Source organism: Brenneria goodwinii, assembly GCF_002291445.1.
In the GTDB taxonomy this organism is placed as follows: domain Bacteria; phylum Pseudomonadota; class Gammaproteobacteria; order Enterobacterales; family Enterobacteriaceae; genus Brenneria; species Brenneria goodwinii.
The window spans coordinates 924,591-946,484 of sequence record NZ_CP014137.1 but is presented as its reverse complement, the minus strand read 5'-3'; the positions used below and the strand labels follow the sequence as shown (position 1 = coordinate 946,484).

Annotated in this window: 19 protein-coding genes; 6 read left to right on the top strand and 13 right to left on the bottom strand. The window is 51.5% G+C overall.

What is annotated here, in order from left to right; genetic code table 11:
* Positions 1 to 2 precede the first annotated feature (2 nt).
* The 5 genes from ACN28R_RS04150 to ACN28R_RS04130 all read right to left on the bottom strand — a co-directional run bounded on the left by ACN28R_RS04150 (position 3) and on the right by ACN28R_RS04130 (position 5,389).
* Entirely contained in the window at positions 3 to 827 is an 825-nt protein-coding gene (locus tag ACN28R_RS04150) for a transketolase (protein ID WP_048638273.1), read from the bottom strand.
* Between the two features lie 163 nt (positions 828 to 990).
* Positions 991 to 2,007 (bottom strand): Gfo/Idh/MocA family protein, encoded by a 1,017-nt coding sequence (locus ACN28R_RS04145; protein WP_072065862.1) that lies wholly within the window; start codon positions 2,005 to 2,007, stop codon positions 991 to 993.
* Positions 2,008 to 2,082: 75 nt separating this feature from the next.
* Positions 2,083 to 2,973 (bottom strand): TIM barrel protein, encoded by an 891-nt coding sequence (locus ACN28R_RS04140; RefSeq protein WP_197088990.1) that lies wholly within the window; start codon positions 2,971 to 2,973, stop codon positions 2,083 to 2,085.
* A gap of 134 nt (positions 2,974 to 3,107) precedes the next feature.
* A complete protein-coding gene (locus tag ACN28R_RS04135) occupies positions 3,108 to 4,547 on the bottom strand; it encodes a sugar porter family MFS transporter (RefSeq protein WP_236840180.1) in 1,440 nt (479 codons plus the stop codon).
* Positions 4,548 to 5,164: 617 nt separating this feature from the next.
* Entirely contained in the window at positions 5,165 to 5,389 is a 225-nt protein-coding gene (locus ACN28R_RS04130) for a hypothetical protein (protein WP_095833676.1), read from the bottom strand.
* Between the two features lie 691 nt (positions 5,390 to 6,080).
* Here ACN28R_RS04130 and ACN28R_RS04125 point away from each other — a divergent pair.
* From ACN28R_RS04125 to iolG, 6 genes are all read left to right on the top strand, one after another.
* Positions 6,081 to 7,004, top strand: coding sequence for a sugar phosphate isomerase/epimerase family protein (locus tag ACN28R_RS04125; RefSeq protein ID WP_095833675.1), 924 nt, complete (start codon positions 6,081 to 6,083; stop codon positions 7,002 to 7,004).
* A gap of 20 nt (positions 7,005 to 7,024) precedes the next feature.
* Positions 7,025 to 8,188 (top strand): Gfo/Idh/MocA family protein, encoded by a 1,164-nt coding sequence (locus ACN28R_RS04120; protein ID WP_095833674.1) that lies wholly within the window; start codon positions 7,025 to 7,027, stop codon positions 8,186 to 8,188.
* A gap of 27 nt (positions 8,189 to 8,215) precedes the next feature.
* Complete coding sequence (gene iolD / locus ACN28R_RS04115; protein ID WP_095833673.1) at positions 8,216 to 10,150, top strand: 3D-(3,5/4)-trihydroxycyclohexane-1,2-dione acylhydrolase (decyclizing); 1,935 nt, start codon at positions 8,216 to 8,218, stop codon at positions 10,148 to 10,150.
* A gap of 205 nt (positions 10,151 to 10,355) precedes the next feature.
* The gene (locus tag ACN28R_RS04110; RefSeq protein WP_048638266.1) at positions 10,356 to 11,717 is read left to right on the top strand and encodes a sugar porter family MFS transporter; all 1,362 of its coding nucleotides are present in this window, start codon (positions 10,356 to 10,358) and stop codon (positions 11,715 to 11,717) included.
* A gap of 119 nt (positions 11,718 to 11,836) precedes the next feature.
* A complete protein-coding gene (locus ACN28R_RS04105; protein WP_183092151.1) occupies positions 11,837 to 12,655 on the top strand; it encodes a sugar phosphate isomerase/epimerase family protein in 819 nt (272 codons plus the stop codon).
* Between the two features lie 30 nt (positions 12,656 to 12,685).
* Positions 12,686 to 13,714 (top strand): inositol 2-dehydrogenase, encoded by a 1,029-nt coding sequence (gene iolG, locus ACN28R_RS04100; protein ID WP_197088989.1) that lies wholly within the window; start codon positions 12,686 to 12,688, stop codon positions 13,712 to 13,714.
* A 505-nt stretch (positions 13,715 to 14,219) separates the two neighbouring features.
* Here iolG and tssE read toward each other — a convergent pair.
* From tssE to ACN28R_RS04060, 8 genes are all read right to left on the bottom strand, one after another.
* Entirely contained in the window at positions 14,220 to 14,648 is a 429-nt protein-coding gene (gene tssE / locus ACN28R_RS04095; RefSeq protein ID WP_048638260.1) for a type VI secretion system baseplate subunit TssE, read from the bottom strand.
* A 7-nt stretch (positions 14,649 to 14,655) separates the two neighbouring features.
* Positions 14,656 to 15,192 carry a type VI secretion system lipoprotein TssJ gene (tssJ, locus tag ACN28R_RS04090; RefSeq protein WP_095833671.1) on the bottom strand — a complete coding sequence of 179 codons (537 nt, stop codon included), beginning with the start codon at positions 15,190 to 15,192 and terminating at the stop codon, positions 14,656 to 14,658.
* Positions 15,173 to 16,255, bottom strand: a complete 1,083-nt coding sequence (tssG, locus tag ACN28R_RS04085) for a type VI secretion system baseplate subunit TssG (protein WP_095833670.1) — start codon at positions 16,253 to 16,255, stop codon at positions 15,173 to 15,175. Before tssG ends, tssJ begins: the two co-directional genes overlap by 20 nt.
* On the bottom strand, positions 16,219 to 17,985 hold the full coding sequence (tssF, locus tag ACN28R_RS04080; RefSeq protein WP_095833669.1) for a type VI secretion system baseplate subunit TssF: 1,767 nt from the start codon (positions 17,983 to 17,985) through the stop codon (positions 16,219 to 16,221). The genes tssG and tssF overlap by 37 nt, the downstream gene beginning before the upstream one ends.
* A 77-nt stretch (positions 17,986 to 18,062) precedes the next feature.
* Positions 18,063 to 19,679, bottom strand: a complete 1,617-nt coding sequence (gene tssA, locus ACN28R_RS04075; RefSeq protein ID WP_095833668.1) for a type VI secretion system protein TssA — start codon at positions 19,677 to 19,679, stop codon at positions 18,063 to 18,065.
* 139 nt (positions 19,680 to 19,818) lie between these two features.
* The gene (locus tag ACN28R_RS04070; RefSeq protein WP_145957961.1) at positions 19,819 to 20,208 is read right to left on the bottom strand and encodes a hypothetical protein; all 390 of its coding nucleotides are present in this window, start codon (positions 20,206 to 20,208) and stop codon (positions 19,819 to 19,821) included.
* A 53-nt stretch (positions 20,209 to 20,261) separates the two neighbouring features.
* The gene (locus tag ACN28R_RS04065; protein WP_145957960.1) at positions 20,262 to 20,630 is read right to left on the bottom strand and encodes a hypothetical protein; all 369 of its coding nucleotides are present in this window, start codon (positions 20,628 to 20,630) and stop codon (positions 20,262 to 20,264) included.
* A 6-nt stretch (positions 20,631 to 20,636) separates the two neighbouring features.
* The gene (locus ACN28R_RS04060) at positions 20,637 to 21,881 is read right to left on the bottom strand and encodes a hypothetical protein (RefSeq protein WP_095833667.1); all 1,245 of its coding nucleotides are present in this window, start codon (positions 21,879 to 21,881) and stop codon (positions 20,637 to 20,639) included.
* Between the last annotated feature and the right edge of the window lie 13 nt (positions 21,882 to 21,894).

Here is a 21,894-nt window from a genome sequence, read left to right as displayed (position 1 = left end):
GTTTAGCACTCCTTCTCTGTAAGCATCGCAATGGCGCTGTCGCATTGCTCTTTGGTGAACGTCATGTGGTGGTTGTACAGAATTCCCTCTGCAAAGTTACATCCCTTGCCCTTATGGGTATGGAGGACAATCATTACCGGCTTTTCATCCTGTTCCTTACCCAGTTCGATGGCGGCAACGATTGCATCGATATCATGTCCGTCCACCTCCAAGGCGTACCAACCAAAGTCATTGAATTTCTGACGCAGATCGCCAAGATCGCAGATATCTTTGGTATAGCCATCCAACTGCTGCTTGTTGTAGTCAATGAAGGCGATGAGATGGGATAGCTTCTGTTGCGGCGCGTAGAGAGCCCCTTCCCAGATCTGCCCCTCCTGACATTCGCCATCGCCAAGCAGAAGGTAGGTATAATTCGACTTGCCGAGAATCTTGTTGCCGTGAGCAATGCCGATACCGGTAGACATTCCCTGCCCCAGCGATCCCGTCGTCATATCAATTCCGGGGGTGTTGTTGCGGTCACAGTGACTGGGCAACCGGGTACCGTTGGTATTAATCGTTTTCAGCTCTTCAAGCGGGAAATACCCGCGCAGCGCCAATGCCGCGTAGAGGCCGGGGCCGGCATGCCCTTTGGACATGACGAAATAGTCACGATCCTCCCACTGCGGATTTTTGGGATCAATCTTCATAACGCCGCCATACAGAACACCCAACAAATCCGCCGCCGACATAACCCCGCCGACATGACCAAATCCCAGTTCGCTAAACGCTTTGAGCGATTCCACTCGGATGTTTCTGGCATAAACCTGCATATCTTCATGATGAGACATCTGGCTCTCCTTACTTTAATTCGTTTTTAGTTAGGCGCGAGGCTGACAAAAAGAACCTGAACGCAGTCATGACCCGGTTTCCCCGCACCTTATCAGTGGTCCAATTACCCAGTCGATTGAGCATCATCAAGCCTTCAGCCCCAGGCCCAAACTGAATACAGACTTACAGCCGAACCTCATCGATTTTTACGGGACGGTGTTCTTTCAACGATAAGTCGAGAGCATCACAGACATATAAGGCTTCCAGGGCATCGGCAACCGTCGCGATACTCTTTCCGCCGGCATTCACCGTTTCGATAAACTGCCGAATCTCCGATTTGTAGGCCGGGATGAAGCGCGGGTAAAAGTTGGGATAACGTTTGCCTGCCTGTTGGAAGACGAATTCCGGTTCAGCGGACGTCACCGGCATGTAAGTATCGAACCCAACGGACAGCGTCTCTTCAGTGCCAAACAATTCCATCCGGATATCGTAGCCGGCGCCATTGTTGCGGCTCACCTGGAAGGTGGCGAGCGTTCCGTCGCTTAGGGTCCAGATACCGCCGCCTTCGTCGATGTCCCCTAACTCACCAATATAGGTGGCGGGGCCGCGGGCCTTGCCGACCGCATAGACTTCGGTAATCTCTTGTCCCGTAACCCAACGCGTGACATCAACGTCATGAATGATGCAGTCCTTGAATATGAATCCGGACCCAGGGATGTAAGAGGCCGGAGGAGGCGGAAAATCGCCCATGGTGATATGTACGCGATGGAGTTCGCCGATATCTCCCCTTTCCAACCGCTTCTTGGCGTTGATATACCCCCCGTCAAAACGGCGCATGAACCCGACCTGAACCAGGGTTCCAGTCCGCTCGATGACATCAAGCACCGACTTGGTCGTAGCCGCATCAAGCGCGACGGGTTTCTCGGTGAATACGGGAATATTCCTTTCGGCCGCGGCGATAATCCAGTTGGCGTGATCGTTGGTCGGCGTCGTGATCACCACCGCATCAACTTCGTCGAGGATTTTCTCTGCAGGAATCGCGGTGGCGTTCAGCTCCTTAGCGACGGCTTCGGCTTTCTCCGAAACGACATCTGCCAGGAACAAGTCGCCGACGCCACTGACGGTCCTTATTGTTCGAGCGTGATCGGAACCGATTCGTCCGATACCAATTACGCCCATTTTCAACGATTTTGCGTTCATAATTGCAACATCTCCTTTGATATGTGTTGTTTTTTACTTTTACAAGAATTTTGTGCGCTAACGGCGTACGGCGCCTTATTCGGAAAGACTCCAAAGAAAGGCAAGGCTTTCCTTGATATCGTTAAATGTGGCTGCGAGGTCGTCCTCAGATGCGAGAATCGCATCCTGCTCCATGACATACCAGCCGCGGTACCCGGCCTCCTCGAGAGCCATGACGATCTCGCCGATCTGCGCCTCTCCAGAGCCAAGGGGATGGAAGATTCCCTTGCTGAGCGCATCCATGTACATCAATTCGCCCTTTTGCACCCGCTTGGCGACGGCGTTGTTAACATCTTTCAGATGGACGAAATTGATACGCGATCCGTACTTTTTGGCGAGGTCAATCGGATGGATGCCGGCGATCATGGCGTGTCCGGTATCCAGGCACAGACCGATTTCCGAATGGGTGAGCAACCGATCGATTTCATCCGCCGTCTGGATAATCGTCCCCATGTGATGGTGTAGTGTGGGCGTGATATTGCGTTTCTTTGCCGCCTTGACCAGCCGATCCAGGTTAGCGAAGAAAGTGGTCCATTCGGCGGCGCTCAGCGTCGGCCGATCGTTGTATCCCTGCCCGCCGGACAGCGCGGCGTAGATGATGGTTGAAGCGCCGGCCTGCACATAATTATCGAGGATCTTCTCTACCTCCGGCAGGGGGTCGTGATCTTTCTTGAACAACAACACCGGTACGAACGCCCCCAGGCTCTGCAAACCGTAGGCATCCAGCAACGCCTTCCGGGCACGCCCATCGACAGGCAGCCACCCCTCAGGGCCGAACTCGGTTGCCGTCAGCCCGAGTTCCTGAACTTGTCGCAAATAAAGGTCGGGGGGAAGCGTCCAGCCAGAGGCGCCATTCGCTTCCCAAACCCCCCAGGAAATTGGGGCAGCGGCGATCCGTTCACGTATACTTACCTTGTTTTTCATCATGTCTTCCTCTTCTAAACTTGTGCCTGATTAGGCGTAAAAATCCAGGGTCTGCTTGTAATTCGGCCAAATTTCAGGGGCATGGCCGGGGATAACCCAGACCATCTCCCTACTATCGCCCTTCCTTAGGCGCGGCTTCACCGAGATGACGCATGACGACGGCCCGGCGCATAACGCATCATCGTATCCTCCATTTTTTCGAGCGAAACCCCGTTGGTTTCGGGTACGAAACGCATCACGAACCACATCGCAAACAGCCCTAAACCCGCGAACAACCACATCGAAAAAGCGCCGTGGAATCGTTCCAACAGCCAGGGGTTTTCGTTGAGCATGGGGAAACCCTGGGCTACGGTAAAATTGAATATCCAGTTGGACGTACACGCGATGCTCATACCGAGACCCCGGCAGCGGTTGGGAAAGATTTCGGAGATCAGGGTCCAGGCAAGCGGCGCCCAGGACATGCCGAAAAACACCATATAAGCCAACATGCCTGTTAACATCAGATGGTTACTTTTCGTGTACATGCTGACAGAAACAACCAATAGGCTGGCGATTACGCCGACCGAGCCGACAGCAATCAGCGGCCGCCGCCCTTTGCGGTCAACTAGCGCAACCCCGATCGCATTACCGATTAACTGCGCGACGCCGATCCATATCGTCTGGAACAGGGCCTCCGCCATGTTGCCGCTCGAGCTTCTTAGCACCATCGGCGCGTAGTACATCATCACGTTAACGCCCATGACTTGCTGAAGGCCCGCGATCATAAAACCCAAAAACACCAGCCAGCGCGCATTCAAGTCCTTTCGCAGATCCCTGAAACGGACTTGCACGTTTCCGCGGGTTTCGTTAATCGATTCGCGAATTTCATCCATGAGGCTCAGAGCGTGCTCTTCGTTGGAGATGTGGGTGAGCGTTTTCTTCGCGCTTTCCTCCTGGCCACGCAGCATGAGCCAGCGCGGCGATTCAGGGATAAAGAAAATCACGGCGCAGAAAAGCACGCAGGGAATGACCTCGGACGCAATCATCCAGCGCCACCCCACGGCTTGCAGCCAGATCTCCGTCGCGTCTCGTGCAATCATATAGTTGGCGATGAAGACGACGATTTGGCCAAAGATAATCGCGAAGTTATTCATGCTGACCGCCCGGCCGCGCATGTTTTTCGGCGAAACTTCCGACATATACATCGGCGAAACGACCGAGGCGATACCGACGGCGATACCCCCGACTAAGCGAAAAATGACAAACCAGAAAAAATCAGGCGCCAGCGCCGCGCCAACGGACTGGACGGTGAACAGCAAGGCGCACAGAAACAGTGTGACCCGTCGGCCGAAGCGATTGGCGAAATAACCGGCCACTATCGCGCCGAGGATACATCCCACCACCACGTTCGACACCGCCCATCCAGTTTCCGCCGCCGACAGTTGAAACGCCGCACGCAAAGGCCCAATCGCGCCGGAAATAACCGATGTGTCATAACCAAACAGGAGGCCGCCCAGCGCCGCCACTCCACATATTTTCAGCAGATAGCCCACATTATGTTTGACTGGCAAGCCTCCTGCCGACAGCTTTAATCCCACTGAATCATTGCCTGTTGAAGACATAGTCTTACCTCATGTTATTTAATTTTTTTTTCCCGCAGGCGCGTCCTATATTTGAACTGTAAATCAAACAACACGGCTCAGTGGTGGGTAGGATATTTCCAGACAGACCTGACGGGGATAATTACCCCAATAAATTAACTAAATAGTATTGATATACCTATACATAACCTAGCAAGCGATCCTTTTCATATAATTTCATAACCGTTTAAAAAACAGGATTTTTATAAAATATTATCAGCATCGGCCTTAATCCCTGTACCTGTAACCTTTCCTTTATCCCCTCATCGGCCAGGCGAGCGGATATTCCTAATAAAGATGGGGAAAATACGGCCATTACGGCGCCATTTTCCGTCACCCTTATATATTTAATTTGCATCAAATAAATAAGCCAAATATCTAAAGTTTCGGGTACCTAATAAGATGAGAGGAAGTATATTTCCCCCTGACAACGAATACTTTAGCGATCTTGAGTTAAATAATGACGTAAATGCCGATCGGCATCACATATTACTTTCGGCTTATTCACAATGTTGCTTTGTTCATCAGGAACGGGATTCACCGTCTAAATAGATGTGCTTAATAGCGCTCTATTTTTATCTGTCAATGGCGGCAATTGGCGTTGAAGCGGCTCTCGGATCTTGAGCGAAAAACGTCTTCGCCAGCGCGGCAAACACAAACACCAAACTCAGGCGCAGGATATCCAGCAACGAAAAGCGACATTGAAAAATACCCGACCACGGCGCGTCGGGCGTAAATAAGAAGCCTTCCAGGGCGAGCCACGCGGCCTGATGCCTTGCTTGCCTTTTTATATTTAACATACTGATATTTAATATTAATTCAAAATTTAAACTCCTCATCCCACGGCGTAAGAAATTACGCAGAGGTCGGCGACCCTGCGAATGCGCTGGCCCGGTAGGCGAGTCTCAGGGATGAGACGAGAATTCCGTCACTGGCGGTTCGAAAAAGGAACGACCGCCGAAGGAACCGCATCAGCGGCATGATTCTAGCCACACGCCTGGGTTCGTACAAAGGTCGGTTGATCCCCCCGCGTCGGGCACATGCTACGGCGCCGCAGAGAAACGGCGGCTTTATCGCACACGGAATATTCTCCGATGCGGCATATTCCAATTTATGGAGAGTCCTGAGCATTTGAGGGCTGCATGCCTTTTTCTGGAGAACAAAGCAACATTGTGAATAAGCCGAAAGTAATATGTGATGCCGATCGGCATTTACGTCATTATTTAACTCAAGATCGCTAAAGTATTCGTTGCCAGAGAGAAATATACTTCCTCTCATCTTATTAGGTACCCGAAACTTTCTTATTTATCTGATGCAAATTAAATATATAAGGACAATGCTAGATTGTGCCGTAATGGCCGCGTTTTATCTCCCTGAGGAATATCCGCTCGCTTGTCCGGTAAGGGAATAAAGGGAGTGTGCAGTCTTATCGCCGTCATAAAAATAATGTTAAACGAATTAATATTTTAACTGGATATAGATGGGGATTTTATGGGAATCAGAATATCAAGCGCGCCTTGCTGCTGGGGAGTGGACGATGTAACAAATCCACATCTTCCGCCATGGGAGCGAGTGTTGTCCGAGGCGCATCAGGCGGGATACAAAGGGATAGAGCTTGGCCCATATGGGTATATTCCGCTGGAGCTGGAACGCGTGTCAGCAGAATTGGAAAAGAACGATCTGATTATTGTCGCCGGCACTATTTTTGATGACATGGTATCGGAAAGCAACTATCAAAACCTCCTGCGGCAGACTGGAGAAATTTGTTCGTTGATCACCAAACTGCCACAGACGCCGAAGGACGAGGGACAGCATTTCGCGGCGCCGTATCTTACCGTGATGGATTGGGGACACGACGAACGTGACTACGCCGCAGGCCACCCGGACCGGGCGCCTAAATTGCCTGAAGATGTCTGGAAACGCACCGTGGAACACTTTTACACCATCGCCAAGAAAGCCTGGGAAGAGTATGGCGTCCGCGCCGTTATTCACCCCCATGCCGGCGGATACGTCGAGTTTGCCGACGAGATCGACAGGATTGCCGATGATATTCCGCCGGAAGTAGCCGGATTCTGTCTGGATACCGGCCACCTGACTTACTCAGGCATGGATCCTGTCGAGTGGCTGCGGAAATACGCGTCCCGGCTTGACTATGTTCACTTCAAAGATATTGATTCAAAAGTCTATTCTGAGGTTATGAAGCAGAAAATCCGCTTTTTCGAGGCTTGCGCCAAAGGCGTTATGTGCCCCATTGGGCAGGGGATCGTCGACTATCAAGCCGTGCTGAAACTGCTCAAGGAAATTGACTACAACGGTTTCATCACCGTGGAACAGGAAAAGGATCCCAGAAATGCGGATGCCAGCCTCGCGGAAGTAAAAAAGAGCCTGGATTACTTGCTTAGTGTTGGTTACTGATAAAACCGAGGAAGATTACCATGATCTATGGAGACAAAAAGATCGAACGCCCTCTTCGCTGGGCCATGGTCGGCGGCGGCGGCACGAGCCAGATTGGTTATATTCATCGTAGCGCCGCGTTGCGCGATTTTTACTTCGAGCTGGTGGCTGGCGCCCTTGATATTAACCCAGAACGCGGCAAGGCGTTCGGTAATAAACTGCATATCGCGAACGATCGTTGCTACCCGGATTATCAAACCATGTTCGAGAAGGAACAGCAGCGTCCGGACGGAATCGAAGTCGTCACTATCGCAACGCCCAACGGAACCCACTATGAAATCTGCAAGGCGGCGCTGAACGCCGGCCTCCATGTCGTCTGTGAGAAACCGCTCTGCTTTACCACCAAAGAAGCCGAGGAGCTGGTGGCCCTGGCAAAAAGTAAAAACAAGGTGGTCGGCGTTACCTATGGATACGCCGGCCATCAGTTGATCGAACAGGCACGCCAGATGATTGCCGCGGGCGATCTGGGCGAAATTCGCATCGTTAATATGCAATTTGCGCACGGCGCGCATAACGTGGCGGTAGAAAAAAACGCAGAAAGCACCCGGTGGCGCGTAGACCCCAAAATGGCTGGCCCCAGCTATGTGTTGGGGGACGTGGGAACGCATCCATACTACCTATCCGAGGTGCTGCTGCCGAACCTCAAAATCAAACGTCTGATGTGCGCCAGGCAGAGTTTCGTCAAAAGCCGCGCTCCCCTGGAAGACAACGCATACACCCTTATGGAATATGACAACGGCGCCGTCGGCATGGCGTGGTCCTGCTGCGTAAATAGCGGCTCGATGCATGGTCAGAAAATTCGCGTGATTGGCGAAAAGGCGAGCCTGGAATGGTGGGATGAGCGTCCCAACCAACTTCTTTACGAGGTGCAGGGCGAACCCATACGGATATTTGACCGCGGGATGGACTGCCTATATCCCTCCGCACGGGAGGAAGACCGCATCGGCGGCGGACATCCGGAAGGGCTCTTTGAAGCATGGTCCAATCTGTATGGCCGCTTTGCACGAGCAATGGTCGCCGCCGACAAGCATGAAACGGTCGACTATTGGTACCCGGATGTCCATGCGGGATTGGAAGGTGTGCGCTGGGTGGAAAATTGCGTTCGTTCCGCTGATAACGGTGCTGTTTGGATCGACTACAGATAACAATTAGTTTGTAAGGAGAGAGACAAAATGAAGAAAACGAGAATGACCGTCGGTCAAGCAGTCGTCAAGTTTCTGAACCAGCAATATGTCAGCTTGGACGGCGTAGAGAACCGGTTCGTGGATGGTATCTTCGCCATCTTCGGCCACGGCATCGTGGTTGGTCTGGGACAGGCATTGGATGAAGATCCGGGCGAACTGCGGGTCTACCATGGCCGCAACGAGCAAGGCATGGCCCATGTGGCGATGTCCTACGCAAAACAGAATAACCGCCGCAGGATCATCGCCTGCACATCCTCCATTGGCCCCGGCGCCGCCAATATGGTGACCGCCGCCGCGACGGCTTCGGTCAACAACGTACCGCTGTTGCTGCTTCCGGCCGACACCTTTGCGACCCGCCAGCCCGACCCGGTGCTGCAGCAGATAGAGCATGACTCCAGCCTGGCGATCACCACCAATGACGCGTTCAAACCGGTTTGCCGGTACTGGGATCGCGTCAACCGCCCCGAACAGCTGATGACGGCGATGATCAATGCGATGCGGGTGCTTACCAATCCCGCTCAAACCGGTGCGGTATGTATCGCGCTTCCTCAGGACGTTCAGGGTGAGAGCTTTGAATTTCCTGACTATTTCTTCCAGAAACGCGTGCATCGCATTGCCAGAACGCCGGCGGATCCCGACCAGATACAGGATGCCGTGAAAATGATCCTGGCCAGCAAGCGGCCGTTGTTCATTGGCGGCGGCGGCACGCGGTACTCCGAGGCTGGCGCTACCCTGCAGAGTCTTTGCGAGGAACTGAGCATCCCCTACGCCGAGACCCAGGCCGGTAAGAGCGCCACCCCTTCAAGCAGCCCCATGAACATGGGCGGCGTAGGCGTGACCGGCACACCGGCCGCCAATACCGTGGCGGAAAAAGCCGATCTGATCGTGGGTATCGGTACTCGTTTTTCCGATTTTACCACCGGTTCAAAGGAGATCTTTCGCCACCCCGACGTCAAGGTGCTGACCATCAACGTTTCCGAGTACCACGCGGAGAAACTGGACGCCGCCAAGGTTGTGGGCGATGCCAAGACCTGTCTGGCCGCCATCGGCGCGGAACTTAAGGCCAAGGGATATCGGCCCGGTTATGCCAATGGAGAGATTGAAGGTATCAAAGCCGATTATATAACGGAGCTAAAAAGGGTTCAGAGCCTGACATACGGCCAGGACTTCGTTCCCATCGTTCCCTCATGGACGCCGAAGATCATTGACGACTATATCAACACGATTGGCGGCAAGATTACCGAAACCAACGGTCTCGGCATTGTGCGGGAGTGCATTGCAGACGACGCCATCGTGGTCAGCGCTTCCGGCAGCCTGCCCGCAGACATGGAGCGCATGTGGCTGACCGACGCCAAGGATTCCTACAACATGGAATACGGTTACAGCTGCATGGGCTATGAGGTATCGGGAGCGTTGGGCTCCAAGCTGGCCTGCCCGGACAAAGAAGTCTACGCCCTTGTCGGCGACGGCGCCTTCCTGATGCTCCACTCCGAGCTAACCACCTCGATTCAGGAAAAGAAGAAAATTAACGTGATAATTTTCGACAACTGCGCTTTTGGCTGCATAAACAACCTGCAAATGGGCAATGGTGTAGGCAGCCTATGCACCGAGTTCCGCTACCGCGATGAGGAAACCGGAAAAACCGACGGCGACTATATCTATCTGGATTTCGCCAAGGTCGGCGAGGGCTATGGTCTAAAGACCTATACGGCCAAAACGCCGGAGGAACTGCGCGCCGCCATTGAGGACAGCAAGAAGCAGACGGTTTCTACGCTGATCGATGCCAAGGTGCTGCCTAAAACGATGGCTGAGGGCTATCACTCCTGGTGGCATTTCGGTGTGGCCTCCATCAGCAAATCCGAAGGGACTCAGGTTTCTTACAAAAACAAAGAAGAGAAGCTTAAGAAAGCCAGAATGTATTAATTATTAATGCATTAGCATGATAGAGGGCCCCCTCTGTCAGGATAGTTGTCGCTTCTAAATTTATTAAATTAAGACATTTAGGGGTGTTGATTGCCGGGGGAATAGGTTGAAAGACTTACCGATGGGCATAACACCCTGACAATGAGTCAGCAATACCGGCTTCTCTTTCAATAGAGTCTCGCATGCTTTGGAGGGGAAACCGGGAATGAGCAATAGAAATGTCAAGACCGGCGTCATCTATTTTTTCGGCGCCTTGGGGGGCCTGCTATTTGGCTATGACACTGGCGTCATAGCCATAGCGCTCACCTATATCAAACAAGATCCCACACTGTCCGCGACTCAATTATCTTCCGCCGCGCAAGGGTTGATTGTCAGCGGCGTGCTGTGGGGCGCCATTCCCGGCGCGGTGATGAGCGGACCGCTTTCGGATCGTTTCGGCCGTAAACGCGTAATCATCGCGTTGGGTTTTCTCTTCACGATTGGCGCATTGGGCTGCGCCTGGGCGCCGACGGTATCCGTATTGGTTTTTTCACGCATCATCCTTGGGGTCGCCGTCGGCGGCGCGTCAGGTCTGGTGCCGGTCTATCTTTCCGAAATAGCGCCGGCGCGCAGTCGCGGGATGATCGGCGGCATCAATACCAGCATGAATGCCGTCGGTATCCTTATGGCGTATATCTTTGGCAACGTCTGCGCCGCCACTGCCGATTGGCGCATGATGGTCGGTTTGGCCGTGGTTCCCTCGGTCATGCTGATGGTCGGTATGATTTTTATGCCGGAAAGCCCACGCTGGCTATTTAAGAATGTCAGCGAAGCCGCTTCGAGAAAGGTTTTACTCATGATACGCAACGAGCAGGAAGTCGATGCGGAGATCTCGGAGATCAACAGCGTGAATGAAATGGAAAAGAAGCGGAGCCAGAACATAAGGAAAGTGCTCTCCGAGACGTGGGTCCAAAAGGTCATCCTGATCGGCATAGGGCTGGCCATCGGCCAGCAGATCCTTGGCGCGCAGGTTCTTCTGTACTATACGCCGACGATTCTGCTCGGCGTGGGGTTCTCCGAACATTTTGCTCTGCTGTCCACGCTGGGCATCGGCATCATCAATCTGCTCTTTACCTTCCTGGGGATGGTGTTAATCGATCGCTGGGGACGCAAAAAACTGCTTATGGCCGGAAACATCCTGATGTGTGTTTCAATCGCATTGCTTGGCGGCCTGGGCGTTCTCAACATTAGTTCGGGTCCGCTGATGCTGGCATGTATGTGCCTCTTTATGGTCGGATTCTCTGGTTCATGGGGAATGACGGTCTGGGTTGTTCTTTCGGAAATCTTTCCGCTAAAAATCCGCGGCTTAGGAATGGGGATCTGCAGTACCTGTCTGTGGGTAAGCTGCGCTTTGGTGTCACAGTTTTTCCCGATTCTGGCGGATATCATCGGCTACTACGCCATCTTCTTGATTTTTGCCGGAATCAACGTGCTGGTATTGCTGTTCGTGACGTTCAAAGTGCCTGAAACCGCGCGCCGCTCTTTGGAAACGATCGAGATGCAATTACGTATGCGTTACGAAGCATAAGGACCGGCTTTGCGCGTCCAATTCTGCAAGCTGAATAAGCGCTAACCATACGTAATGGCCGCTCTAACCGCACGAGAGAGACGAAATGAATAACATAAAAAATGTACAGGGGAGTCATTATGAAACAAATTAAAATCGGTGCGTGCGACTGGGGTCTACCCGGGGCGGGACTGTATGCCACACAGATCGCCGCCGCTGTCGGATTGGACGCGCTTTCGCTGAAGATCGGACTTTATGAAAACGACTATCCTATTACCCATCACGAAATGCAGACCATTTATCTCAATGAGCAGCAGAAGTACGGTATCGAGTATTGCGCGGTCGCGCTCAACGACTTCGACAATATTCCCATGCACGCCCGGCAGAACACGAAAGAGTACGAGATCGTCTGGGATCTACTGCGCCGTGCGGTGACAACCGCCAAGGTTCTCAACGTGCCGGTCATCCAGGTGCCCGGCTTCGCGGCAAGCGAGGTCATAACGGAGGAGGATCTTATACACAGTGTGCGCGCGTTCCAATATTTATGCGACGCAGCCGGCGAACACGGTATATCCGTTGCCTGCGAAAACCTGATGACCCCGCTCGAATTTGGCAAAATGTCCGACCTGGTGAATCGTCCAAACTTCTATCTGTATTACGACAGCCAGAACTATCACCTATTCCGCAATTATTCACAAATCGACATTCTGGAAGGCGCATTTCCGTATATGTGCAACCAGATTCACGTCAAGGACGGACAAGGAGCGATGAGTGGCGGCTTGCTGGGCTCAGGCGATTCTGGTTTTTTCGACACCCTATCCTGGCTGAAAAAGCATGACTTCACCGGTTACATCCTACTGGAAAATTACTACGACCAGCTTCCTCTGCGTTCACAGGCCCAAGATCCTTATGAGCTTGTGCGTGAGGACATAAAAATCCTGAAGAAAGCGATTCAATAGCCCTACATACCCTAAATAGGAACAATACAAATGAAAAAAATAACGACTCCAATGAAAATAGCCGTCCTCGGCGCCGGACGCATCGGGCGCGTTCATATCGAAAATATCTATTCCAGCGTACGGGATATGCAGATCAAAACCGTGGCGGACCCATACCTCACTCAGGAAGGCGAATCTTTCGTTAAGGGACTCGGAATTCCTGTCGCAACCAAGGATGTGGATTCGGTTTTCTCCGATCCGGAAATTGATGCGGTCCTGATCTGCTCGTCGACCGATACCCACGCCGACCAAATTATCAAGGCCGCCGCCGCCGGCAAGCATATCTTCTGCGAAAAGCCTGTCGATCATGACGTTGAACGCGTTCGTAAGGCGCTCGCCGCCGTAAAGGAAGCCGGCGTAAAAATGCAGATCGGCTTCGTTCGCCGCTTCGATCATAACCACCGCGCGGTGTATGACGCCGTGCGCGACGGCAAGATTGGCACGCCGCATATCCTGCGCATCAGTTCCCGCGATCCGCAGCCGCCGACGATTGAATATGTGCGCCGTTCGGGAGGGCTCTTCTACGATATGATGATCCATGATTTTGATATGATTCGGTTTTTAGCCGACAGCGAAGTCACCGAGGTTTATGCCAAAGGAACCGTACTGGTCGATCCGGCTATCGGTGCGGAAGGCGACGTGGACACCGCGCTGGTCACACTGACTTTTGAAAACGGCGCGCTCGGCGTAATCGACAACAGTCGTCAGGCGGTCTATGGCTACGATCAGCGTTTGGAGGTATTCGGTACGAAGGGTTCGGTACAGAGTGCGAATGATATCCCCAATACCGCCGTCGTATTTGGCGCCGATGACACCTCCTACGGTACGACCTATAAGGTAATGTGGGATCGCTATACGCAAGCGTTTATCGATGAGATGAAAGCCTTTGCCGACGCAGTAATCAACGACAAAGTTCCTCCGATTACGGATACGGATGGTTTGTATCCGGTTCTCATCGCCGCCGCGGCAAATAAATCAATTAAAGAGGGCCGTCCAGTAAAAATTTCAGAAGTGGAATAGCTATTGTTTCATCTATACCATGCCCCCCAACTCACTGTTCCGAATAGCGGAACACTAGGAGGGAACTCAGTCCGACGTGAGCGATCCGCCCCATCGCCAACCGGACTGAGTTATACCGATCATCGCCCCGCCGACCACATCATCTACGGGCCACACGCTAACCAGCCGATCACACCATCACATCAAACCATTTTTTAAAGGCGACCTTGCCGTGCGGGCACGACATCCGCCTCGAAAAGTACTGCAATCATATTTTCGCCCTCTGGTGCATAGATAGGGCATGACTTTAACGTTTTCAGACCTGAACTCTTCGATAATGAGCGAAATATGGATGAAACCTGCGAGACGTTCAACGCGGATAGCAGACGTCGATAGGCGTCTGCTTTTTGCATGTTAAACAATTAGCGTTTTTTTTCGTCGCATCAATCCGCTACGGGAACAAGTCTAACGCCCGTAACAGACTGACTCATGGTCGGGGGGATAAAAAAGGCGTGTGGGGGTAAAACTAGGGTTCCATTTGTCCTTGCTGACGCAAATGCCTGACCAGCACGCGCCCTTCAGGAATAAACTCCGTGCCAAAGCGCACCAATCCCACCTCTTTTAGTTCGGCTTCGATGGTGTAACGCAGATGGCCCGGCGCGATTTCTGGCAGTAGCGTCAGCGTGACCTGCTTTAAGCGCGGCTCATATTTCAGCAACGTAAGACGCATGGTCGCCATTAGCAAATGAGACGTCGCCGGCAGCCCTTGTAAGATCTCATTCATGTCCGGCAGACCATAATCCGGCAGATGCGCCAGCGTACCGGCGCGACTGTTGAGAATGCGCTGCATATTATCCAGAACCGACATAATCACCTGTTGGCGTTCGTCGACCTGATGAATATCCAGTTCGCCCGCAAAATTGAAGGTCAACATTTCATACAATGAAGGATTCATTGCACCATTAGTCCTCAGGCAGCAGTTTCAGACCGCCGCTCTCTAGTTGAATACGCCGAGCTTCATCCGGATCCAGATCGTTGCGTTCAAGTACCACTCGCCAGGTATCTCCCTGAATATCCGGCGAACGGAATAGCCCGAACACCGCGACATAGCGCGCATTCTGCTCCATTGGCATATCCAGCGCCGCTGAACCGTCAGGCATCACCGTCACATCGCGCTCCGCCAGAATATCGCCCTTGAGCGCCTCATTCGCGTTTTCTAAAAGCGTCTGGTAATCCGCCCGGTCAAACGCTTTGCGATCTCTTAATTGATAGATGCGAATTACCGTCGCCAGCGGCGCATTATTGTCATCGGCGTTGACCGTACTACGGGTGGTAAAATCAAGATGCAGCGTCTTTATGGTTTTATAAAACAGCGATCTCGTCATCGAAACCGTACCATCAGAGACACTTTGCGTTAACCCACAGCCAGTAAGTGTGGTAGCCAAAATCAAAGGTATCGCCGCATAAGCGACATTAAATTTAGAAGTGATAACCGCCATCAATGGCCTCTCGTTTAATAGTATTGGGCTCCAGTCCTCGATAAATGCCCAGATGGACAGTAACATCCTCCTGGAGTCCAGATTGTGAAATATTTTTTTTAAGACTGAGTAAACTGTTGCGGCCAAGCAACACTTCGCGACTGCCAAGCGTGGCGTGGGGCAATACGCTGCGCGGCACCCTCAGGCGCAATCTGGCGGTACAGCGCCAGCCAAGATAGACTCGCAGCAGAACCATCAGATCGGTGTGAAGCTGTCCGTTCTCCATCCAGTCTTTGGCCTGTTCAGGCGTCGCTGGGTAAAGCGTCAGCTCAAACTGACTATTCGCATCAATCGCGCTTTTGCCAAGCACCTGTCGTTGAGACAAATTCACCGGTGTCTTGCCGCCAAGCGCCACTCGCTGTTTTATGGCAACCCGCTGTGGATAGTGCGCCCGCACTTCGGCGCGCGTTTCGGGCGACAACAGTTTGACCAGCGCAACGATACCTTCCGCGGTACGCGTCGGCATACGCATGGTGCTTAGCAACGCCAGAAAACGAGAAATCGGCGTGGCAATGTGTTTGGCGGCGCCCGGTATTCCCAGCCCTATCAACCCCAAAAGACACTGCGACGTATTATCGCGTCCGCCGGGTTCAAACGAAGCCGGATAGGAGTATTTACGCCAGATGCGATAAAACTGCGTCAAAAAGCGATGATTGAAAATATCCAGAAACGCTTCCAGCGCCTCATGCCCCTCTCGCCGCTGGGCAATATCATCAAGATAGCTGGTCGGCAATGGCGAATCGACACCGTACAGCCCCAAAAATGTCGTGCGAATGGTCGGGGGCTGCTCGGGGCGCTGTTCGTCCCATTCGACTCCTTTCAGCTCGCTGGCTGGAAATCCCATCCCCGGATGGGGCCGGAAACGCACAGGATCGTCTTTGGGCGTCACGGTGGTCCCCAAAGGCGGCGCGGCCCCCTGAGCGAACTCAATAAGCTGACAAAAACGATAGAAGTTAGCTTTAGGCAGGCTTTCCTGCAACGCAGCAATCAACCGGGTATGCGCTGGCTGTGATTCTCTTTCCATCGCAGGCACTCTCCGTTCGGTTGTATAATTAACGTTAGCTGGGTGAACAGGTGAATATCGGCATACAGTGCGAAAAAGCGGTTGAGCAGTTCGCCGAAGAGGCAAATATCGCCTTTCCCGCTGAATCCTTCATTGTTCAGCGTCACTTCAATATCCACGCCGCGCAGCATAAACCCTTTCTCGAAACGCTGCATCAAATGGTGTTTCACATCGACAATAGCCTCAAGCCGCCGCCGGTTCATTTCACTGTCGGTCCAGTCATAGAGCGCCAACGTGCCGCGCAGTACCTCGGCGTTATCCATCATACTGAGAAAGTTCGACCCCAAATGGCTGAGTACGCGCCAGTGAAAACGATCTTCCGCGGGCGGATAGCAAGGCATGGTTGGCGAGCACAGATTACGCACGCGCAACGGCACCTGCGCCGATTGATGCGCACTGTCCAACAGCGTGCTGCGCAGCGCCTTGCGAGGCAGTTGTCCGTTGGTGCCGGTCATACGTAGCGACAGGGTTTCGTCGGGGAACAATTTATCCGACTCGAACGCATCGCCGCCGAGAATAAGCCAGGTATCGTGCAGTCCGGATGGCCCGCGCCGCACGCGGGTGTGAAAATAGCGTTCGGGTGCCGTGTGGCGCAACATGCCGCCACGATGACGAAAACTGGTGAAAGGAACATATTCCTGCTCTTTTACCCGTTTCGAGGAACGCACGCTGTCCACGGAATAGATTTCCGTATGTCCGTCCTGCACCCGCAGCGGCCGCAGTAAATATTCATTTTCCAACCCGGAAATGGTCAGAGGATCGGCATCCAGTTCAAACAGATTAATCACCGGCACGCAGTGCAGCAGAATATTTTCCTGACTGAAGGTGAGCTCGTGCGACCATGACTCATTCAGCACCACATCCAGTTCGAACCAGGGGAGATTATCCGGAAAATCAACCCTCTCCAGACCATTGAGTTCGACAAACATGAACTTTTCACGGAAAGTAAAATATTCCAGCAATAGCTGGTAGCCACTAAAGGCGGCATCGCCTTTTGGCCATAGCAGATCTTCGCTGCCAAATCCCTGAGGCGAAAAATACCCGTTCAGCCGGCTGCGTTCACTGCCTTGACCAGGATGGCGCAGGTATATCGCCTGGGTCTGGCGGGTAAACGCCAAGTGCAGCGCCGAACTGACAGGGCTGTCCGCGTTGAGGTAGAGCGGTAACCGGCTCAGGTCTTCACGACGCCAGTCCGCCAGCTCGCTACAATCAAAACGCAAACGGATAATCGAACGCCCGTCTGATTCGCTATGCAGTGAGGCCTGGGTCAGATTCAGAGGATGCAAAAGCAAGGAACGTGTCGTACGGTAACGACAGCGAGTGCCGCGAGCACCGACTGGACGGGAGATAACCTCAAACCCGGCCTTGACCGCATCAGTAGTTTTCATATCGCGCCACTCCGGAGCCAGCTCCACAATAGAGAGCGACGGGATCGTACGCAGATAGTGCGGCCACAGTAGACTGACCAGCCCTTCGGTCAGTTCCGGCAGGTCATCGTCCAGCTTTTCACGCAGCCGCCCCATCATAAAGGCGAAGCCTTCGAACAGGCGCTCGACATAGGGATCGCGATCGCCGACTTTATCCAGATTGAGCATCGCCGCTCGGTCTGGATGGGCCTGCGCAAATTCCTTCGCTGCTTCTTTCAGGTAACGCATTTCAGCTTCAAAGTAGCGCAGGGTTAGATCATCCATGTTGTCCTCATCATCACATTTTTACCTGCTCAATCATGGCAGATGAAATATTTTAACGGGGGCGTGGGTACGCCATTCTATTGGCCGCACACCAACGCCGCCTTGACCGGATCGATAGCCACCAGACCGGCGATTAGGGTATCTATCTGTTGCGCCAGCATGGTTTTATCTCCCTCGCTGCGCTGCATTTTTACCCGCATTATCTTCAATAATCTCGCCCGTACTTCGAAAATCAACTCCGGTTCCCAGTATTGCAATTGCAACGGCTGCGGCGAACTATTCAGTTCATTGAGCAGAGCGAGAGCGATGTCCGTGCGTCCGCCCTGCTCCGACACCCGCGCCATCAGCAGGCGCTGCAGCCAACGTTGACGCAGAGTATTCACCTCGGGCAACTCCCCCAGCCAGGCCAGCGCGGCATCGATGCCGTCATTTTCTACTCGCGCCAGCGCCTCGCTCTCCTGCGATAAAATATCGTTATCGTCATGCGACGCGCTAGCCTGAAGATCCGGTTCGATCGGCGCCTGATTTCCCTGTACATGCTGATCTATCCATTGCCGGGTTATTTCATCGGCAAAGGGCGTACCGTCGTTGTAGCTTTGCAATTCAAGATCGGGCAACCGCTCCAGAAACATACCCAAGTCGCGCTTGATGATATCACCCCACTGCTCATAAGGGTGACCCGATTTGCTCAGCGCCTGGCAGGTATACCATTGTAAATCCAGCCAGAAATGATTAACACCCTCGGCGAACATACGTTCGGTTTGCTCAAGCAGTTCCAGCCAGTGCTGCTGCTGGTGCAGGCGTTTTAACTGCGCGCGCAGCTCGCTACGCGGCGGCATCAGACGGGTACGCCCGGAGGCATCCTGCGGCGGCAACTGATGCAGAGTATCCCAGCGCAAGCTACGCATCAGCCGCGCGCTGGAAAGCCATCCCTGCGGCTGATCGCGCAGGTAGCGAGACAGCTCACGCGCCTGATCCAGCAAATCGCGCCCGGACTGAATACGCTGCGTCGGCGGCGGGCTGCTATGCATTGTCTGGCTGGATAAGGGGGGCGGAGACGATTCGCCGGATACCGCGGACTCCGTCGCAGGCCGCGCCGTGGACGGCGCGCCGCCGGAGCGCAACAGCCGTTCGTGCATCGTTGCCGCCAGCCCCTGCAACGCCGGTCGGTTTTCTTCTTTCCAGCCGGCGAACAGGTGGTCCAGCAACGCCAGCGCGCCGACTATTTTTTCAAAATCCGCAGCGGCAACTTCCGGATAAAGATAGAGGCTGTCCTGCAATTTACCGCCGGTTAACCACTCCAACGCCAGACGCCGGCTGTTCTTACGGGCAGGCAACAAGGACTCGCCAAAAGTCGACACCAATCCCGCCAGCAACAGTAACCCCTGAGCCAGCCCCGCTTCTCCGTCACGGTGCAATCGCGCCCAGATATAGTAAGTGGCGACGCGGACATCTTTACAGCGGGTGGTGAGCAACGTTTCCGCCAGGCTGCAAACCAGATCGGTATCTACCCCGGAAAGTTTATTAACCTCATCACGCATTCGCTGAAAATCGTCATCATAGGCGGGGTCTTCACCCACCGGTGATGAGCTATCAATCGGTTGCAGCCAGTGATGCCATCCATTCACCCACTTCCGGGTTTCCGCCAACGGATCACGTTGACCAAAACAGCTGGTGATTAATTGTTGCAACATCTATGCATCCTTAATAATTATTCTAAAGTCGAGTGGCTTACTGATTAAATAAAAAGATATTTTCGCACTTTTCATACAAATTTTTGCCAGAGCCATTCTTCAAAATGATCTATCAACATCAATCTAATAACACAACATTTTAATTTATTTTAAAGACATATTTTTTATCAAAAGTCTTCCCTGATAAAAAATATGACGTCGTCAGCGTCGCGCCCTGCAAAGAAACCACGATGTCACCGCTTTTATTTGGCACACCGCTTATCACCACACAATTAAACCGCACAGGAGAATCCGGATCGCAAAGATGTATTTTTAATCCAAAATCTGAAGGATTAATTGAATAATTGGCTCTAGCGCCATCCGCAGGGCCGGCATTCCCAATGATAGTTACTTTTGCATAATACGGTTTACCAACATAGCCATCAGGTAATTTATCCGGAGAAAACTCAACCTTCGACACACATCCTAAGATTAAAAGAGATAAGCATATAATCATTATGTTTTTCATATACCTGATGAGCTTTTTCAAAACAGTACACTCTCTTCCCTTTTATCAGATAAAAACCCACATTTGAAAATATTTTAATTAATTTTAAAGACATATTTTTTATCAAAAACCTTCCCTGATAAAAAATATGACGTCGTCAGCGTCGCACCCTGCAAAGAAACCACGGAGTCACCGCTTTTACTTGGTACGCCGCGTATAACCACACAATTAAATCGGACAGGAGAATCTGGATCGCAAAAAGAAATTTTTAACCCTGACTCCTCTGGTTTAATTTTATACTCAATACTTGCACCATCTACATGCCCTGAGTTACCAATGATAGTTACTTTGGCGTAGTACGGTTTACCAACATAGCCATCAGGTAATTTATCCGGAGAAAACTCAACCTTAGACACACACCCTAAGATTAAAAGAGATAAACAAAAAATCGTTATTCTTTTCATATGCCATTATGGTATTTTTTCAAACACCATAGCTCCAAATGTATTTTTAAGAAAATCCGACAAGGTTAAATTCATCTCTAGCCAATCCTTAACCTCACCCCATGAAAATAAATTAAGTTTTACTATTTCGTTTAAATCACTCTCCAATGTAACTGGCGTATTGTCTTTCGCCAGTCTGACAGGACCTTCCCAAACAATCCAGTGGTCTTTAAAGGGCGAATCAGCACCCAGTTGCAACATACCTGCCGATATCAAACTGGTAATATGCCGACCTTGCCCAACATAATTATTAAGCATAACAACATCACGTAATTTACTGTGAGTTAAAGAGATATTACTAAATAATTTTCTTGATCCCATTTTAGTAAACCAATCTTCGATACGCCCCCACATAGTTATAGCAGAAACTTTATCGTCAGGAGAGTCATATGTCATCAATCTATTTTCTGAATCCCTCAAGCTAGCAAGTGAAATCCAGTCGATGCTTGATATCTTCTGTTTTCCATGAGAATAAAATAAATTACCAGGTCTTCTGGTTTTAAAAGATGGTTCTATATTTAAGTCACCGACCTTTATTTTTCCATTGCGCCATAACCCTCTAACTATGGCTTCATATAAATCAGGTCTATCTATAAGCAAACAATAAAAAAATGCGGCAGGACCACATAACATGGTTTCCTGTTGAAATGGATAAGGATACACATTGACACCAAGAGACGGGCTACTTAATGTGGAAGAAGACGTTCTTATTTGTAGTTCCCTATCAATTTTTTCTTTACTAAACGGGTCAAGAGGATCACCGATAGGATGTTCTGGTGCAATAAACATTCTTTCTTCACAAGAAATTTTTACATGATAATTATTTATATTCCCTTGTTCTGATTTCTGCACCTGTTGAGAGGTTTCAAAATAACATACACTTTCTTTTTTATCAGATGAAACCGGTTTTCCACTTATCATATCTTTCAGTCGATACATCCTACTAACCGGTTCATGAAAAACGCGAATATACTCTTCACCGGACTTTCGATATAACATGATATCCATAATATAAATAATAGACAAATCATCATCAATTTCTTTTGTCTCATGCACACCTGTTATATAGCCAGGAAGTACGGGTTGTTTTTCTACCTGAAGTAAAAAAAATTTTTCGCCATCCCCTTTAGTTTTATGTATGGATAAGTCATAATAAATATATTGATAGGGTATATTAGAGCTAAATTTGGTGCATATGCGATATTTGGCCACGAGCCCTCCTTAA

Excerpts from the sequence above, each read along its gene's own strand:
- ACN28R_RS04105 (WP_183092151.1), top strand. The coding sequence starts at position 11,837 with ATGAAACAAATTAAAATCGGTGCGTGCGACTGGGGTCTACCCGGGGCG.
- tssE (WP_048638260.1), bottom strand. The coding sequence starts at position 14,648 with ATGAATCCTTCATTGTATGAAATGTTGACCTTCAATTTTGCGGGCGAA.
- ACN28R_RS04130 (WP_095833676.1), bottom strand. The coding sequence starts at position 5,389 with ATGTTAAATATAAAAAGGCAAGCAAGGCATCAGGCCGCGTGGCTCGCC.
- tssF (WP_095833669.1), bottom strand. The coding sequence starts at position 17,985 with ATGGATGATCTAACCCTGCGCTACTTTGAAGCTGAAATGCGTTACCTG.
- tssA (WP_095833668.1), bottom strand. The coding sequence starts at position 19,679 with ATGTTGCAACAATTAATCACCAGCTGTTTTGGTCAACGTGATCCGTTG.
- ACN28R_RS04120 (WP_095833674.1), top strand. The coding sequence starts at position 7,025 with ATGATCTATGGAGACAAAAAGATCGAACGCCCTCTTCGCTGGGCCATG.
- ACN28R_RS04140 (WP_197088990.1), bottom strand. The coding sequence starts at position 2,973 with ATGATGAAAAACAAGGTAAGTATACGTGAACGGATCGCCGCTGCCCCA.
- ACN28R_RS04110 (WP_048638266.1), top strand. The coding sequence starts at position 10,356 with ATGAGCAATAGAAATGTCAAGACCGGCGTCATCTATTTTTTCGGCGCC.
- iolG (WP_197088989.1), top strand. The coding sequence starts at position 12,686 with ATGAAAAAAATAACGACTCCAATGAAAATAGCCGTCCTCGGCGCCGGA.
- ACN28R_RS04150 (WP_048638273.1), bottom strand. The coding sequence starts at position 827 with ATGTCTCATCATGAAGATATGCAGGTTTATGCCAGAAACATCCGAGTG.
- ACN28R_RS04065 (WP_145957960.1), bottom strand. The coding sequence starts at position 20,630 with ATGAAAAGAATAACGATTTTTTGTTTATCTCTTTTAATCTTAGGGTGT.
- ACN28R_RS04145 (WP_072065862.1), bottom strand. The coding sequence starts at position 2,007 with ATGAACGCAAAATCGTTGAAAATGGGCGTAATTGGTATCGGACGAATC.
- tssJ (WP_095833671.1), bottom strand. The coding sequence starts at position 15,192 with ATGGCGGTTATCACTTCTAAATTTAATGTCGCTTATGCGGCGATACCT.
- tssG (WP_095833670.1), bottom strand. The coding sequence starts at position 16,255 with ATGGAAAGAGAATCACAGCCAGCGCATACCCGGTTGATTGCTGCGTTG.
- iolD (WP_095833673.1), top strand. The coding sequence starts at position 8,216 with ATGAAGAAAACGAGAATGACCGTCGGTCAAGCAGTCGTCAAGTTTCTG.
- ACN28R_RS04125 (WP_095833675.1), top strand. The coding sequence starts at position 6,081 with ATGGGAATCAGAATATCAAGCGCGCCTTGCTGCTGGGGAGTGGACGAT.